Source organism: Pedobacter mendelii (assembly GCF_014635725.1).
Classification (GTDB): Bacteria; Bacteroidota; Bacteroidia; order Sphingobacteriales; family Sphingobacteriaceae; genus Pedobacter; species Pedobacter mendelii.
On the sequence record NZ_BMDJ01000019.1, the window covers coordinates 1 to 16,107 of the forward strand.

Annotated in this window: 19 protein-coding genes; all 19 read left to right on the forward strand. The window is 34.9% G+C overall.

Annotated elements, in window-relative coordinates:
• Positions 1-403, forward strand: a 403-nt coding sequence (gene tssD, locus IEV50_RS19220; RefSeq protein ID WP_229746812.1) for a type VI secretion system tube protein TssD, incomplete at its 5' end; no start/stop codon positions are given.
• Positions 404-501: 98 nt separating this feature from the next.
• Positions 502-897 carry a type VI secretion system tube protein TssD gene (tssD, locus tag IEV50_RS19225; RefSeq protein ID WP_188417481.1) on the forward strand — a complete coding sequence of 132 codons (396 nt, stop codon included), beginning with the start codon at positions 502-504 and terminating at the stop codon, positions 895-897.
• Between the two features lie 129 nt (positions 898-1,026).
• Positions 1,027-1,824 (forward strand): hypothetical protein, encoded by a 798-nt coding sequence (locus IEV50_RS19230; RefSeq protein ID WP_188417483.1) that lies wholly within the window; start codon positions 1,027-1,029, stop codon positions 1,822-1,824.
• A 2-nt stretch (positions 1,825-1,826) separates the two neighbouring features.
• On the forward strand, positions 1,827-2,411 hold the full coding sequence (locus IEV50_RS19235; protein WP_188417485.1) for a hypothetical protein: 585 nt from the start codon (positions 1,827-1,829) through the stop codon (positions 2,409-2,411).
• Positions 2,412-2,418: 7 nt separating this feature from the next.
• Positions 2,419-4,260 carry a type VI secretion system Vgr family protein gene (locus IEV50_RS19240; protein WP_188417487.1) on the forward strand — a complete coding sequence of 614 codons (1,842 nt, stop codon included), beginning with the start codon at positions 2,419-2,421 and terminating at the stop codon, positions 4,258-4,260.
• Positions 4,261-4,262: 2 nt separating this feature from the next.
• Positions 4,263-5,765: a phospholipase effector Tle1 domain-containing protein gene (locus tag IEV50_RS19245; RefSeq protein ID WP_188417489.1), complete on the forward strand. Its 1,503-nt coding sequence runs from the start codon at positions 4,263-4,265 to the stop codon at positions 5,763-5,765.
• 58 nt (positions 5,766-5,823) lie between these two features.
• Positions 5,824-6,774, forward strand: a complete 951-nt coding sequence (locus IEV50_RS19250; protein WP_188417491.1) for a DUF2931 family protein — start codon at positions 5,824-5,826, stop codon at positions 6,772-6,774.
• A gap of 73 nt (positions 6,775-6,847) precedes the next feature.
• Positions 6,848-7,774: a hypothetical protein gene (locus IEV50_RS19255; RefSeq protein ID WP_188417493.1), complete on the forward strand. Its 927-nt coding sequence runs from the start codon at positions 6,848-6,850 to the stop codon at positions 7,772-7,774.
• 32 nt (positions 7,775-7,806) lie between these two features.
• Positions 7,807-8,277 carry a DUF4280 domain-containing protein gene (locus IEV50_RS19260; protein ID WP_229746813.1) on the forward strand — a complete coding sequence of 157 codons (471 nt, stop codon included), beginning with the start codon at positions 7,807-7,809 and terminating at the stop codon, positions 8,275-8,277.
• Between the two features lies 1 nt (position 8,278).
• Positions 8,279-10,534, forward strand: coding sequence for a hypothetical protein (locus tag IEV50_RS19265; protein WP_188417495.1), 2,256 nt, complete (start codon positions 8,279-8,281; stop codon positions 10,532-10,534).
• A gap of 8 nt (positions 10,535-10,542) precedes the next feature.
• Positions 10,543-11,358 (forward strand): hypothetical protein, encoded by an 816-nt coding sequence (locus tag IEV50_RS19270; RefSeq protein WP_188417497.1) that lies wholly within the window; start codon positions 10,543-10,545, stop codon positions 11,356-11,358.
• Positions 11,359-11,581: 223 nt separating this feature from the next.
• Positions 11,582-12,025, forward strand: coding sequence for a hypothetical protein (locus IEV50_RS19275; RefSeq protein WP_188417499.1), 444 nt, complete (start codon positions 11,582-11,584; stop codon positions 12,023-12,025).
• Entirely contained in the window at positions 12,022-12,483 is a 462-nt protein-coding gene (locus tag IEV50_RS19280) for a hypothetical protein (protein WP_188417501.1), read from the forward strand. The genes IEV50_RS19275 and IEV50_RS19280 overlap by 4 nt, the downstream gene beginning before the upstream one ends.
• Positions 12,484-12,563: 80 nt before the next feature.
• Positions 12,564-13,160, forward strand: coding sequence for a hypothetical protein (locus tag IEV50_RS19285; RefSeq protein ID WP_188417502.1), 597 nt, complete (start codon positions 12,564-12,566; stop codon positions 13,158-13,160).
• Between the two features lie 39 nt (positions 13,161-13,199).
• The gene (locus IEV50_RS19290; RefSeq protein ID WP_188417504.1) at positions 13,200-14,018 is read left to right on the forward strand and encodes a hypothetical protein; all 819 of its coding nucleotides are present in this window, start codon (positions 13,200-13,202) and stop codon (positions 14,016-14,018) included.
• Between the two features lies 1 nt (position 14,019).
• On the forward strand, positions 14,020-14,580 hold the full coding sequence (locus IEV50_RS19295) for a hypothetical protein (protein WP_188417507.1): 561 nt from the start codon (positions 14,020-14,022) through the stop codon (positions 14,578-14,580).
• Positions 14,580-14,759, forward strand: coding sequence for a hypothetical protein (locus IEV50_RS19300; protein WP_188417508.1), 180 nt, complete (start codon positions 14,580-14,582; stop codon positions 14,757-14,759). Before IEV50_RS19295 ends, IEV50_RS19300 begins: the two co-directional genes overlap by 1 nt.
• A 98-nt stretch (positions 14,760-14,857) precedes the next feature.
• Entirely contained in the window at positions 14,858-15,061 is a 204-nt protein-coding gene (locus IEV50_RS19305; RefSeq protein WP_188417509.1) for a hypothetical protein, read from the forward strand.
• 927 nt (positions 15,062-15,988) lie between these two features.
• The coding region (gene tssD / locus IEV50_RS19310; protein ID WP_308785487.1) for a type VI secretion system tube protein TssD at positions 15,989-16,107 on the forward strand (119 nt) is incomplete at its 3' end.

A 16,107-nucleotide genomic window follows, 5' to 3' on the forward strand; every position in this document is an offset into this window, starting at 1 on the left:
TAAAACTATGGCTTTCAAAGCTAGATTAAATTTTTCGGGCAAGGAGTACGATGTACTCAATTGCGCCTATGCGTTAAACCGTGATGTAGATGCTAAAGGAAGACCTTCTTCCGGAGTTTACGGCGGCACCATCGACATTGAGATCGAATCAACTGAAGACACCTCAATTATCGAGGCGATGGTGAACAACCAGTACAAACCCATTACAGGAACACTTCTGATTAAGAAAACAGAAGAAGATGCCAAAATGAAAGAAGTTAATTTCGAAGACGGCTACATTGTTAAATATTCCGAAGGGATAAACATTGTTGGCAACCACCCGATGACGCTTAAATTTCAAATTTCGGCCAGAAAGCTTAAATTAGGAAATGCAGAGCACCTTAACGATTGGCCTAAAGCTTAAGTTTTGGTTCAAAGCATGCAACGCTTTAACTAAATCATAACACTTAGCGCTATGCGCCAATCACAATTATTCATCTTTCAACATTAAAAAAAATTATCATGGCATTTAAAACCCGATTAAATTTAGGCGCAAAAGAATTTGATGTACTTCAGTGCAGCTTTTCATTAAATAGAGATGTAGACGCTAAAGGCCGTCCATCATCTGGTGTTTACGGTGGTACAATCCACATCGAAATCGAATCAACAGAAGATACTTCGGTAATCGAATCGATGGTAAATAACCAATACAAACCTCTTTCCGGAACATTAGTATTTAAAAAAGGAGAAGAAGATGCAAAAATGAAAGAGCTCTCTTTCGAAGATGGTTACATCATTCAATATAACGAGGGTATTGCGGTAAACGACAATACACCAATGACATTAAGTTTTGTGGTATCTGCTCGTAAGCTAAAGCTCGGCAACGCAGAACACGAAAACGATTGGCCGAAGGCTTAATTCTTAATTGATTACATCTGTTGCATAATTTGGTGTAGCAAAAGTAAATCTTTACAGTCAAGGCTCATAAATATGAGCCTTGACTTTCGTTTGCCGTTTTAAAAATAGCCTATCCCAGCTTAAAAAGCTATGAAAAAGAAGAAAACGCTCAAAATAGCAAAACCATCACAACCCACCGATCTTGAATACATCAAGATGTTCGATGACTGTGTTATTGATTCAACCAAAACCGGGACACTCGATAAAACAATCGATGATCAGATTAATGCAAATAAAAGCCGTTACTTAGATATATCCAATACTGTAGCAGGTAAATCAGTTATAAAACCTTTTACCACTTTTTTTGGATTCAATACCCCACAACCTGCAAGTTCATTTGATTTAAGGCTTCCGGTTACGGATTCTCTTTTTGGCAATGTTCAAAAAAATCCGTTCCAAATAAATAATCCATTTGATAGTTTATTTACGAATTTTACTTTAGGTTCCGCTCAGATTCCATGGTATTTTATCGCCTGTGCACATTATCTCGAATGCAGTTTCAATTTTAAAAAACATCTTCATAATGGTGATCCTCTTACTGCCTATACCGTTAAAGTACCTGCAAATAGACCCAAAGTGGGCCATGGTCCACCGTTTACATTTGAGGAAAGTGCTGTAGATGCATTAAAACTAATGAAACTAGATCAGATCAGCAACTGGAATTTACCAACCGTATTGCGAAAACTTGAGGGTTACAATGGCTTTGGTTACTTTAAGTACCACAGCATCAACTCTCCTTATTTATGGAGTTTTTCCAACCAATATACAAAAGGAAAATATGTGTCGGACGGAAAGTTTGATGCAGAAGCAGTATCGAAACAGATGGGTGCTGCCGTTATTTTGAAAAGAATGGAAGAAAGAGCTTTAATTTATATACCTAGACATTAAGCATGAAAACGTCCCATATCATATTTAGTTTAGCGATTTTGCATGTACTCATCAGCTGTACACCAGAATCGGGAAATGGACAGAAAACGATTGAGATTAAGAAGGACAATAAAGCAAGTCTGGCAACAGCTAACGCTATTACCATTAACGATGAGCAGGAATTTAGGAAATTGTTTAAAATACTTACTGAATCATTAAAAAGAAAAAATCTCAGTAATATAGAAACGCTGATGAACTTTCCTTTTTATACAAGCCATGCCGAGGCGAGTAATAATTTAGGCGCCGCAACTGATCCGATAGGTGGCAATGAATTTCAAAAATATAAAACAACTATCTTCAATGCAGATGTGATGAGGCTCCTACCCTCCTGCAAAGAGGAAAATCTTTCTGAAATAGACTCAAAAACAGATGAATTATATTATAAATCACTTAAAAAATTAACCGACCCTGGCAGTAAAATGTACGAGGCTTATATGCAATATCCAGAAAAGGATACTCAAGCAGAGAGTTATTTTGGCTTCATTTTCGGGAAAGTAAACGGCAAGTTTAAAGCACTTGCTACTTATGCCAAATGGCCTGTTAAATAATACGACTATGGAAAAGAAACTAATCAGCGATATTAATATAGAAGGTAAGGCCATAACCCATTTTGCCTCCTTTAGCCTGCAACAACAATTTAATGACCATCATTATTTTGAGCTACGCTTTAATCACGATCAGATGGGTGCTCCAGGTTTGATAAGTTTGGACGATAGCCGTGATTTTGTTGGCAAAACATTAACCGCATCTTTTGGTCATTCGGCAGAAGGTATGCAGAATTTTGCAGGGTTGGTATCTAAAGTTGAGTTGTCGCAAAGCCATGGTTATCATGGTATTTTAATTGTAAGTGGTTATAGTCCTACGATTTTAATCGACCGTGGGCCAGACTTAGGTTCCTATCTAGATAAAGATTTGAATGAGATTGTAAAATTGGCTACAAAAGATACACCAGCTAACGATTTAAAGGTTATTGCCAATGCTTCCAGAAACTCTTCGATTGATTATGTTATTCAATATAGAGAAAGTGATTTTGCGTTTCTTAACCGGCTTTCGGCCGAATACCACGAATGGTTTTTTTATGATGGTAAGCAACTCAACTTTGGAAAACCTGATAAACAGACCGAGATTTCACTCTTTTACGGGCGTGATGTTCAGGAAATGCAATATGCAATGGAAATTGCACCAATAAAAAACAGACGTTTTTCTTATAACCCGAAGCAAGATGAGCTTTTGCAAAGCGAAAGCAAAGGAAGTGTTGATGGTACGCCTGATTTATCACATGCGATTAAAGCTTCAAACAGCACATATAGTAAAGTATTTAATCAGCCTGCTCTTATTCGTGTAGATAATGGCAATGATATTAAAAACCTGGTAGAAAATGAGGAAAAGGCCAATGTTAGCGAGCTTTTAAAGGTTACAGCAAGAGGAGATAATGCCGAGTTAGCCATTGGCAATATTGCTGAAATTACGATGAGCCTTAGAAAAGAACTTTCCTTTGCATCTGAAAGTTTGGGCAAATTTCTCATTACAGGAATTAAGCACCACATTGATGAAAATGGTAAATATCATAATACTTTCGAAGGAAAAATATCAACCACAGAACGTTTATTGGTTAAAAATTTCGTAAAGCCACAACCAGATATGCAACTGGCAGATGTGATTGACAATAACGATCCGCAAGGTCAGGGACGCATTAAGGTAAAATTTAAATGGGAGTGTTTAACAAACGATGTAACAGAATGGCTGCGTGTGGTTACGCCAAGTGCTGGCATAGGTGATAGAGGTAACAATAGAGGTTATTTCGCAATACCTGAAATTGATGATCAGGTAATGATTGGATTTGAAGAAGGAAACATTGCCAGGCCGGTAGTAATGGGTAGCGTTTACCACAGCTCCAGTGTGGATAGTAGCCCTTTAATTAAAAACCACCTGAAAAGTATTATTACCAGAAGTGGGCATTTGGTCGAGTTTGATGATGATCCGAATACGCAGGGGATTAAAATTACGGATATACACCAGAACATTATACATATTGATACCAAAGGCAATAACATTACCATTACAGCACTCGAAAATATGAGCTTAAACTGTAAAAATATGCAGATTAATGTTCAAGAAAATATGGATGTGCAGGTTGGGCAAAATCAATCAATTGGCGTTGGAGCGAATCTAAGTACGCAGGTTGGTGCAAATCAACAGGTAAGCGTCGTTAAAAACTATACATTAAATGCCTCCAACATTACCGAAATAGCAGTGGATGCTTTTAGCAGTGAGGCCACTAATATAACCAAAACAGCTGCAGGCGCATTAAATATAAACAGCTTAGAAGGCAGCATAACCAGCCATGCGGCTAAAACTATTCACAATAACAGCGGCGAAAAAAGTAATCTGTTTTAGCTATGGGTAACGGCAATATTATCAAGATTGCAAATGGCAACATGCAGGATGTTGCAAAACAGGCACACACCTCTTTTGCTAAAACTATCGATGCCAATGCTGCAAAAAATGTAAATGAAACATCTACCAACGGTGTAGTTTTCGGCGAGCCGGAAAAAATGAATTATACCACTATAGAGGGTGTAGATATAATTGCCGGAGTTTTTTTTGATGGTACCCTTAACAACCGCACTAATACTGAAACACGGACTAAACCCGGCACTAATGATAGCTATGGAAATGGTTATACCAATGTTGCCCGCCTATCATATCAATATAAGGAAGATGCTAAAACAGTTTATGTTTACACCGAAGGTATAGGTACTGAAAATGGAAAATCAGATTCGACGATGGGTTATGCTTATGGTTCAGGCCCGACGGGTGTAATCGCTAAAGTACTTCAGGGATGCAAATACCTTGCAGATAAGATAAAACCTAAAGTAACTAAAGGCGTAATTAATACTTTAACACTTGATGTTTTTGGATTTAGCAGAGGTTCAGCCGCTGCCCGAAATTTTGTTTATGAAGTTAGCAAAGGTGCATATCTTTCTAAAAGTGGAAACAGGAGCCGTAGTATACGTCTAGATGCTCACGGGCAATCTGTTAATGTTGATGACTTACCCGCACATGGTGAACTTGGTAAACTTTTAGGAAAAATTAAGATTAAACGCCTGGTTATTCGTTTTGTAGGCTTGTATGATACGGTTTCATCTTATAATGAAGGGTTTTCAACTTCTCCGAATTTTGCAAATGATGTAGAAGAATTACAGCTAAACCAGCTTCATAGGGCGCAGCGTGTTATCCATTTCACTGCAGATGATGAACACCGTGAAAATTTCTCATTAACCAGAATTCAGAGTGCCGGTGCAAATGGTCTTGAAAAAGACTTGCCGGGCGTACACTCTGATGTTGGTGGAAGCTATGAAAATGGTGAAGAATATATCGATGAATTGTTAAATGGCGGTACAGCTGCCTTGAATACGGAAAAACAAAGGTTAATAGATCATGGCTGGTATTTGGAAAATCAGCTTACCGTTCACAATTTTAAAGGAAAATTATCAGGCAGGCGCCAACTGAGGATGGAATACAGCTATATTCCGCTGCACTTTATGGCCGAGTTTGCCCTAAAACTCGATAAGGGATTTCCATTTTTACAGTCGAGAATTGAAAATACATATAAAGTTCCAACAGATACTAAATACCTGTTGGGCTATATCAAAGCCAGATTAAGAAAGTATGTTTTTGATAACGGAGAAAAATTGGTATACAGAGATGTTCATCGATTAAAAAGAGCGCTTGATGCTGGAAAGATTAATTTGGCAACACACAACCAACTGGCTTCGGAGCAAAGAAACCTATATATTTTACGCAATAAGTACCTGCATTGGTCTGCCAATTTTGACTGGGTAGGAATGGATCCAAATATGGAAAATAATCAGCGTGTTAGAAGAATTTATAATGGATAAGCTAAAACTAATATGTATACAAATAATTGTTCTTGTTCAATTTTCAGCATGCCAAAAAATGAATGATAAAACTTACAATTGGGTTCCGGCAATAAGTGCCCCGGAAATTTATCCTGTTAAGATATTAAAGGGGCAATTCGTTAGCAATAATGGTTACTGCCCTAATTTACCTGTTAGCGCTTTTGTAAATATGGGCTGGGGTGAAAGTGGTGGTGTAATGGCAGTTGGCCCTGAATTAAAGCCAATTCCTGATTCATTAAACGTAATCTGGCTTTCTTATGCCGAAAACAAATACTATAGCGGAAGTTTCGCTTTACCAAAAGAAAAAATTACCAGGTTATTTGAAGACGGATATATCGACCATGAAGAAAACAATAAAGTAACCTACTACTATCTTACACTAGCCTTTACGCCAAAAGGGGGGATTACTTTGTGGGCTGTAGGTGCTAAGCAACAAATACAGATTGCTACATTTAATGCCACGGAGACAAAAGTAAATCCTGATCAGTTAAAAGATGAGGAACGGATTTATCTGGACCCGGCTTTTGTGCAGGAATCATACATCGAATCGATTCCGGATTCTTTAAGAACAAAGGCTAAAAACGAAGGTTATTCACCATTGTATTGGGAAAGGGCACTAAAGCGTTATAAATGGAATTTTGGAGATAAAGCAGCAATGCTGTATGAGTTAAATGCCAGCTACGTTAATGCGGAGCGGGAGCACCTTTTTGGCGAAGACCTAAAAAATAATCAGATCAAAGAAAGGGCGCTACCTCAAACGATTTATCTCTACTGGTTAGATGAGAAAAAACAAATGATGATTTCGGAGATTCAATTCGACCCGGAAGAGACAAGACAGGTTTTTACAGGTCTAACACCTGAACAAAGCGGAACATTAGCTTTTGAAATAGAGCGCTCCAAATATAAAATTAAACCCTTTTTACAAATAGGAAAACGAGCTATTCCATTTCAGAAGGTTAAGATTAAAACAGAAATTAGTTCAAACTAAACGTGAAAATTGAATCTAATCATTTTATAAATTAACGGATTTACCAGAGTGCTAATCCACAGAAATAAACTAAATGGAAACATTTAATAATACAGCAATAGTAGCGGTACCAACATCACTAAACCTGAAGCTAAATCCACCATTTTTTAGTCGCAGCTATGGCGTATTGTTAACTTTTTCTGCTAAACCAGAAGATATTTCCATCAAATATGAAACACAAATCAGCTACTTAAAAACCATTGAGGACAATAAAAGGCTTTTCAAAATAGATAGAATCAGTGAAGTTTACATCAATGATTTGCCACCTGGGCGTACTGCAGATCAGCTGGCTTATGAAACCGGGAAGGTTTTTTATCCTTTAATAGTAGAAGTAGCATTTGATGGCTCCTATATAGGGATAAACAATCATCAGGAAATTAAACAGCGATGGATACTGGTGAAACAAAATGTGCTTTCCTATTTCTCAGGTGATGAGGTTAACGAATACCTTTCACAAACAGAAAATACCATTTACGATGAATTTGCTTTAGATATTTGCTTCCAAACCGATTTTTTCATTAATACTTTCTTCTCTCCTATTTATCAGAATTATGGAGAAAGCAGAACATTAATTAGGAACAGTTTTTTAAGTTTAGTTGCACAAATGCCACCCATTGAAATGGAAATTAATACACAACTGGCTGCCGAGACTAATCATTATGGTGCAATGGAAATTGAGCAAAATGGAAAAGAAATAGTTAATGACGAAAATCTATCTTTTAATGCCATTTACAGTGCAAATTTCGTGCTCGATATAAAAACCCGGTCGATTGAATCACTTTTAGCAAACTATCAATGGCAAGATGGAGAAAAACACGAAGTAGATATTAAAGTATTCCGAATTGATGAAGGGCAGATACATCAGCAACAAAATATAGATGGAGCTGACAATCTGATATTTCTGGACCCGGTTTATAATGAAGGAAAGAAAGGATTTTTCAAAAATTTATTTAAGAAATAACACAAAATGATAAACCCATCTACCTAAATATTATGGAAAAACATTTGGTCGTTCATGGCGCAACATGTTTGTGCAATTTTGGTTCTGCGCCTGATAACTTGGTTGTGCTTACACATAAAAAGGAATATGCCAATGATAAAGATGGGGCAAAAAAATTAATTGCCAGCACAAAGGATATTGGATCAACACTTCAAAAAAATTGCTTTGGGTCTTGTGCAAAGCAAAACAATAAACCATGTACGGCTATTATAACAGAATGGAGTGCATTTTACAATAAAGTTACTTTAACACATGGCGGCAATATTCTGCTGGAAGATAGTAAAGCAACCTGCCCCATTGGAGGAAAAGATTGTATAAAAATTTTAAAGCACGGCCAACAGGCAGATGTTAGTGCACAAAACATGAAAAAAGCAGATCCAAATGTTCAGCAAGCATTAAATCCTGCAGGAAATGGCCAATCTGGGCAAACAGGTGATGGTGTTTTAGAAACTATAGGCAATTAAAATGGTTAGAGGCGTTAAAAAAATTAAATGTGTAGGGGGGCTTGTTTATAAAGAAAAAAGCAACCCAAATTCTTTATGGGTAATAAAGCCTGACCAATATGTTTATTTCGCTGTTTCAGAATGGCATCCTGCTACAACTGCTGCGGATAAATCGAAGGATATTACCTGGATAAGGCAATCTGCCGATAGAAAAACTATAATTAAGCAAATGCTTGTGCCGGCAAATCAGAAATATGGTTTGATGATTCCGAGAAAATTATGTGGCAATTTTAGTTATTATGTAGAAGCCAGTTTATCAGGTAATCGAGATAAGGCAAATACAGGCTTATTCGTACGCGGTTTTTGTCCGCCATTAATTCTGAGTTCAAAATGGAGTACTCAATCTGGCGGAAGTAATATTAAAAATCAAGCTGGGATTATTAAATATGGGCATGTTGTTCATCTTAATTTACAAACAGAAGGTTTAAATAACAATGTTTTAACCATAGAAGTTTATAACCGTATCGGACTAAACAGAGCTGATAATTTGGTTGGTATATATACTGGGGCTAAAGTAATAGATGGCGAAATTGATCTGAAAATTGGAAATACCTTTGCCTGGATAGCAAAGATTAAAAATATTAGTAACGATGAGGATTTCTACATCAAGGTTAAAGATCCGGCGACCAACAAATATGTTTTAGATGGCCTCAATCAGGACTTGCATGCCGTTTATCTTAAAATTAGAAATGAGGTGGCTACTACTGCAATTGAGCCAACCAGAAACAATAAGGTAGCCAAAGTTGGGCAGGCTCAAACTAATGCTGTAAAGTATGATCCTTGTAAATTTAATAAGATTGAGATTAGCGAGATCATAAAGGAAAATGGTTTAGCTAAACCTCAAACTACTGTCCTTTTTAATGAGGGTACAAGTGGAAATGGAAGTCAGGCTTTTAGTGTGGTTGCTCCAGACCAGTTTACAGGTAAAGAGCTAATATTGGTTGTTGAAGGTTTTGATACCCAAAAGTGTCAAACAAAAAAACATATTTCTAAAGAGGTTATTTTTAGAGAGGTTGGTGTTCAGGTTGGAAACGATGATAAGCGGATTCTTACGAAAGGTCAATCAACAATAAAACAGAAAGTTTACTCAAACATAACCAGGGCAAATGCCATAACTTACATCTGGGCAAAAGCAACCACACCTAATCAATTCTGGTACTACATTAATAGTTGCAGGTATTATAGCGAACCTACAATGCCTACCGTTATCATAAAAGCCTATCCAGATGTAAAATGGGAATTAGCCGTAGAGTTTCAAGTTGGTGTTTCTAATTATAAAGCGGCCAATATGCCTGCTGGAAATGTCTATGCTCGTCATCAAGACATGGCCAGGCAACAGGGCTATAAACGCTGGTTAATGAACCAACAAAGCAAAGTTCCAATTAATATTGGCCTTGGATTAAGCGCAGAATGGAATGAAGGCAATACTAAGGTCTCTTACACGCAACAGTTGGAAGGTAAAATTGGAAGGTTTGTCGAAATCATATCAAAATCTATTGATACATTACAAGAAGCTGTAAATTTTGCACAAAGTGCTGCAAAAGCTACATCAATACCCATAGGGTTCGACATTCGGTATCCTAAATTAACAATTGCAGCATCGTGGTCTCTGGATCCTACTTCTGCCAATCAACCCATAGCTGTTGTTGGAGTGCTTAATGTAGCTGCTAATCCGTTGATTGGAGGTAGTGGAATAATTGACATTCTTGGCTGTGCAATTGCTGCTGCTTCTTACGGTACCACCGGAAATCCGGCAGCAGCCAGACTAATTGAAAAATTTAGAGGTGGACTAGAAAAATTAGGTGCTTCAGTAGTTTTTACAGCAACCTTTTATGGTGAATTATTGATTTCTTTTGATGCACTGAAAATACATAGTATAAAAGGTATTGGAATGGCTGATAAAGCAACAATTGGTGGAAAAATGGGTGTAACAATTGAGCTAAGCATAAGTGTTGAAATAGGACGCATAAAAGGCACCAAGACTAAACCACTTATTACCTTCAAGGCAGCAGGAAAAGCAGATGCCTACTTTGGTGGAGAATTTCTCTTTAATTCAGATTCACAAGGCTTATTTGCACAGCCGGTTATTAAATTCTCAGGTGTTGTTCTTTCTTTAGAAGTAGAGGGTGAAGCAGGTTGGTGGAAAAGCAGCTTCAAAATTGAAGAGAAAGTTATAAATGAACAAACTCACTATTTTGAAAAAAAATACCTTAATTAGAAAATTCTATGAACAAATTTGAAAATCCCTTATACTCTATATATCCAAGATTATATTGTTCAGGAACAATATTGGTAAATGATGTTCCTATGGTAGATTGGTATGGAGATGATACCAAAGATGGAGGCTATGGTGGCGACACAGTCATAAATACAGCAATATTACAAAGTGGTAAATATAAGGTTGTAGGAAAAATGTTGCCTAGAAAAGGAAAAAGTGTTATAGACCAAGATGATACATTATCCATAGACTTTTATTGTGCCGATGCCAATAACTGGAAACAATCCAGATTTATAACACATCCAAAAATTGAGTCTCCCTGGGATGGTCTGAGTGAAAACATTAAATATCCATCTTTTGAAATACAAACAGAAATAGAAGTTAAAGTACCTTTTATATTAGATGGATGGCAAAATTCTCTAAACCTTAAAGATATTCCTGCAGATATGCTTTTTAAAGAAGTGCTCAATTATTATCAACAATTAAGATTGGTACTAAAAGAGCACAATGCTGCCAGGTTTCTAGAAATGTCTAAAGAGAAAATGAAGCTTCAGGAGCAGGCATTATATTTTAGCGAAAGCAGGAAAAAAAGCTTTTTGGACGGAATGGCACAACTATTTTCTCAACATTTAGAGGTAGAAGAACTTAAGGCAGAAGACTTGAAGATCGAAATACTTGGATACGGAAAGCTTGTTAGGTTAATAAGAAAAAATGGTATGCAGGCATTACAGTTTAAAAGTCCGGCTATTGAAAAGCAGAGTAATATTGAGTTGGAGATTAAATTACACAAAAGGTCTAGTGAAAAAGGATTTTCAATAATTTAAGTGGGGATTTATGACGATCTTTGGATATATAGTAATTTTTTGTGCCTTAGTTTCGATTTACCTTGGGTATTATATTGTGTCAAAAATCTTAAGTCGTAAAACAAATTACAAGGGTCTTAAAAGCCAATTTGAAAAAGTGGTTTTTATAATTTTAATCTCCGCCATTATTTTTGTACTTAACTTTTTCAGTGTTATTTTCTCTTATACACACTATTGGGATAAAATGGTGCAAACCCTAACTGGTGATGTATACAGCGCTACCGTAATAGGCTACAAACAAGAAATAATAAGATCTAAAAGTTTTGCCTCATCAAATACCTATAGCGATAAAATCATTTTTTTTCCAAAGGTTGAATATTTAACCCTGGAGGGTATAAAATTGATTAAAACAGTAAATGCCACGAGTAATCATCCGCCTAAGATTGGGCAAAAAGTTAAAATCACCCACCGAAAGGATTCCCTAAATGCCAATGCAATTGAGCTGGATTGGATTGTTCTTTTAGGAGGTACTTTATTTTCAGGAGTAGCCATGTTTTTTCTTTATTTGTTATCATCTTACATTGGAAACTTTGCTTTTAGAAAAAGAATACGCAATGCACTTTATCTCGGAGCAATACTTGCAGCAATTAACTTATGTTGTATAATCATCATATTTCTTAGGCAATGAAAAGAAGTGAGTTTATCAGATTGACTGCTAAAGCTGCATTAGGCTTGGCGCTTACGAATTCTCTTATGGCCAGTTGTGTATCTAAAGGAGCTAATATCAGTGACCTCATAGGAAAAAATGCCGCCGTTTTAAGTGGTTTTGCCCTTGAGTATGATGGCGTTTTATCTTGCTATTCTACAGCGAAATTTAAGTCAGATATTGATGGAGAGAAGGCATTAATTTTTTGCTTGAACAACAAAATTGTAGGGTTTAGTATTAAACTTAAGACTTCAAGTTTAACCAAAAAATTAAAAGAAAAAAATGGAGACACCATATTTTCCAATCCATTCGGCAGCAAAATTTATTGGAAAGAAAAAAAAGTTCTGAAAAGCCTGTGCCTACCGAAAGATTATGGTAACATCAAAAGCTATGTATTTTATAGTGAATTTGCTGAGGAAGCGGCAACTATTGTTTTCTAGTTGTTGTTTGACCTAATGCCCAGAAAAATGTCTATAATATCATTTTAATCAAAAAAATAAGTCAATATGAAAATATTTCAATGATTAATAAAAAATATATAATTGTCTTTCTGTTTAATCTTTTTCTAAGCGTATTATATTTCAAGCAATTATTTTATCTGGGAATTGAAGTTAAATTTCTAGATGTAAAAGGTATATTGGTTACGCCATTTGCAATTTTTTATAATTTATTAAGCATTATTTTTTTATTGGTAATATTTGATAATAAAAAACATAATAGTTCAAATAAATCGGCACCAGAAAAAGCTGGATTTTTACTTTTTTTAACTGTATTGGTTGGATTCTTAATAATACCCATAACATTTTTAACTATTGAAGGCGGTAGAAAGATAGCTTCACCATTATTATTGGCTTTCCTGGAACCCATAAAAGGAAAATTTCTTTTTAAGCAGAGTATAAAACTGGTGTTTATCAAGAATCTAATTTTATTTGTATTCAGCTTTGTATTATTTTTCCTTGCTGATTTATTACCACAATCTAGTGTTTTAAGTAAAAATAATTGGCCTTTATATTTTGGAGGATTATATTTTCTTGGATTAGCACTTTTGGACTATTTTTTTTGCAATAGACAATTGAAAGAAATTACTAAAAATAGACGAAAAAATTATACTGATTAACTTACTTGTTGAAAAAGAATACCTTAATTAGAAAATTCTATGAACAAATTTGAAAATCCCTTATACTCTATATATCCAAGATTATATTGTTCAGGAACAATATTGGTAAATGATGTTCCTATGGTAAATTGGTATGGAGATGATACCAAAGATGGAGGCTATGGTGGCGACACAGTCACAAATACAGCAATATTACAAAGTCGTAAATATAAGGTTGTAGGAAAAATGTTGCCTAGAAGTGGAGAAAAAGCACTTACTGCCGAAAACGCCTATTTATCACTTGATTTTTTAGTGTGTGAAGCAAAATCTTGTAAAAATTCAAGAATACAATTCCATCCAAAAATAGAATCACCATGGGATGGATTAAGTGAAAATATAAACTACCCTAGTTTTGAAATACAAACAGAGATTAATGTAGAACTTCCTTTTGAGTTAAATGGTTGGCAAAACTCAGTTGACCTCTTAAGAATAGATAAAGATCAACTATTTAAAAAAGTAATTGCAACTTACAGACAGATTTATGCTATCATAGCTGAACACAACGCAATCAAATTTTTAGAAATATCTAAAGATAAGGAGGAACTACAGGAAAAGGCCTTTTTTATGGATGAACAAAGAAAACAAGAAGTTCGACAAAGTATTGCTCATTTGTTTGGTGAAAAACTTCAGTTGAAACCTTTTGTCGAAACAGAAATGAAAATGGAAATATTTGGATATGGAAAGCTTGTGCGTTTAATTAAAGCCGATGGTACTTCGCCATTCCAATTCATTCCTAAAAATGAAGAAGAACAAGGCCCAATTGAATTAGATGTAAAATTACACATCAAAAAAAAGGGTAATATACTAACCATTATTTAAGATGTTTTTGTTCAAATTAACTGCTTTTGGCTGGTTATTCATAATTGTACTAATTTTTACCCTAGTTACATCTTATAAACTGGCAAGTTTATGGTTCGGAAAAAAGGAGCGCTGGTTTTTTTCCGGATTTATTTTCCTGGTATTAGGTTGTATTAATTTACTTTTCGTTGTTTTTGCAATTGGTGTTGCCGGAATGAATTATAAGATTTTAAAAGGAACACCTTACACAGGATTAATCATAGATGCAAAAGCCTATATAGATGGAACATCTTCGAAAACCAGAAAGACATATTACCGGCCAATTGTGCGTATTAAAGATAATAAAGGCAAAATAATTGATGTTGAAACCGATATAAGCAGTTCTAGCCCGCCAAAAATAGGTTCTCAATTGGATATTGTATATTCGCCCAACCAAGTAGGACAGAACAACGATACAAAAGGTTGGTTATTTAAGCTGGTAGGTTCGGTATTTGTAATTATATGTGGGCTATTATCTTATAAGGCTACAAAATATGCTTTCACAGCAAAACCCAATTATTCTCTTACTAAGTATGTCAATTAATGAAAAGGAAAGATTTTCTTATAAATGGTGGTATTTTAGGCTTTACAGTACTACTTATTCCACAAATCCTATCTTGTAAAAATAAACTTCACTTGGAAGTTCTTATTGGTCAAGGTACAGACATACTGAAAGAATTCGAAAAAACAGGTGATGAAAGCCTATCCTTATCTTTTGCCTGAAAATGCTTTCGATGTTAAAGACATTAAAGCAAATGAGGCCTAAGTGATTGCAGAAAATGGAGTAATTATTGGTTTTAGAAAGAGATATAATCAAATAGATGATTTTTTTACAAATAAAGCAACAACTTGAAAAGAGTTTAGGTAAAGCCGACAATGGCTACCAAAATGAATTCGGAATGGCTCAAGTATGGATCAAGAATGGCCTAAAACATGAATTAAGTAAAACTTTTAAAACAGATTTGGTAAAAGCCTATATGTTTTATAGTATAAGTAAAACAAAAAATCAGTTGCTTTACTTTTAGTACTTCAATCAATATCTTACTGCGTTCAAATTTTATGTCATGCACAAAAAACTAATCATTAATATTTTATTTAATAAATATTAAGTTTTCTGTATTTCAAACAATTATTTTATCCGGGAATTGAAGTTAAATTTCTAGATGTTAAAGGTATATTGGTTACGCCATTTGCAATTTTTTATAATTTATTAAGCATTATTTTTTTATTGGTAATATTTGATAATAAAAAACATAATAGTTCAAATAAATCGGCACCAGAAAAAGCTGGATTTTTACTTTTTTTAACTGTATTGGTTGGATTCTTAATAATACCCATAACATTTTTAACTATTGAAGGCGGCAGAAAGATAGCTTCACCTATTATTGGCTTTTCTTGAGCCCATAAAAGGAAAACTTCTTTTTCAGCAGAGTATAAAACAAGTATTTATTAAAAATTTATATTTATTTATATTCAGCTGCATGCTATTTTTCATTGCAGATTTATTGCCAAAATTCAATGATTTAAATAACTGGCCTTTATATTTTGGAGGATTATATTTTTTGGGTCTGGCGTACTTTGATTATTATTTTACAACCAAGTTATTTAAAATCAGAAACCGGCAACAAACGCCAACTGATTAAATCGCTTATCTGTTATTTTCGTTTGAATCCTGTTTCAAAAAGCAGCAAATTGCCCAAAAACACTACATTATTTTAAGATATATGCTGTCATAGAAATCAGACAGTAATTATTTTTAAAAAAAAAACGATTTTTTTATTCTTAAAAAATCTGCGCCCTGATTGCTGTAAACTAACATTTTCAAATTCCATCTACTCCTTTAGTTGTTAGTTATGAGCGAGATACAAAATAATTGGCTTAATATTTGGTTTGTATAATTGTGTAGCGGATGCTATAAATAAATCAATTATTAACCTTTAAATTTTAAAACTATGGCTTTCAAAGCTAGATTAAATTTTTCGGGCAAGGAGTACGATGTACTCAATTGCGCCTATGCGTTAAACCGTGATGTAGATGCTAAAGGAAGACCTTCTTCCGGAGTTTACGGCGG

Coding starts and splice junctions, on each gene's coding strand:
- IEV50_RS19265 (WP_188417495.1), top strand. CDS start 8,279: ATGGTTAGAGGCGTTAAAAAAATTAAATGTGTAGGGGGGCTTGTTTAT.
- IEV50_RS19270 (WP_188417497.1), top strand. CDS start 10,543: ATGAACAAATTTGAAAATCCCTTATACTCTATATATCCAAGATTATAT.
- IEV50_RS19285 (WP_188417502.1), top strand. CDS start 12,564: ATGATTAATAAAAAATATATAATTGTCTTTCTGTTTAATCTTTTTCTA.
- IEV50_RS19295 (WP_188417507.1), top strand. CDS start 14,020: ATGTTTTTGTTCAAATTAACTGCTTTTGGCTGGTTATTCATAATTGTA.
- IEV50_RS19255 (WP_188417493.1), top strand. CDS start 6,848: ATGGAAACATTTAATAATACAGCAATAGTAGCGGTACCAACATCACTA.
- IEV50_RS19300 (WP_188417508.1), top strand. CDS start 14,580: ATGAAAAGGAAAGATTTTCTTATAAATGGTGGTATTTTAGGCTTTACA.
- IEV50_RS19260 (WP_229746813.1), top strand. CDS start 7,807: ATGGAAAAACATTTGGTCGTTCATGGCGCAACATGTTTGTGCAATTTT.
- IEV50_RS19250 (WP_188417491.1), top strand. CDS start 5,824: ATGAATGATAAAACTTACAATTGGGTTCCGGCAATAAGTGCCCCGGAA.
- IEV50_RS19230 (WP_188417483.1), top strand. CDS start 1,027: ATGAAAAAGAAGAAAACGCTCAAAATAGCAAAACCATCACAACCCACC.
- IEV50_RS19240 (WP_188417487.1), top strand. CDS start 2,419: ATGGAAAAGAAACTAATCAGCGATATTAATATAGAAGGTAAGGCCATA.
- IEV50_RS19235 (WP_188417485.1), top strand. CDS start 1,827: ATGAAAACGTCCCATATCATATTTAGTTTAGCGATTTTGCATGTACTC.
- IEV50_RS19280 (WP_188417501.1), top strand. CDS start 12,022: ATGAAAAGAAGTGAGTTTATCAGATTGACTGCTAAAGCTGCATTAGGC.
- IEV50_RS19275 (WP_188417499.1), top strand. CDS start 11,582: ATGGTGCAAACCCTAACTGGTGATGTATACAGCGCTACCGTAATAGGC.
- IEV50_RS19290 (WP_188417504.1), top strand. CDS start 13,200: ATGAACAAATTTGAAAATCCCTTATACTCTATATATCCAAGATTATAT.
- tssD (WP_188417481.1), top strand. CDS start 502: ATGGCATTTAAAACCCGATTAAATTTAGGCGCAAAAGAATTTGATGTA.
- IEV50_RS19305 (WP_188417509.1), top strand. CDS start 14,858: ATGATTTTTTTACAAATAAAGCAACAACTTGAAAAGAGTTTAGGTAAA.
- IEV50_RS19245 (WP_188417489.1), top strand. CDS start 4,263: ATGGGTAACGGCAATATTATCAAGATTGCAAATGGCAACATGCAGGAT.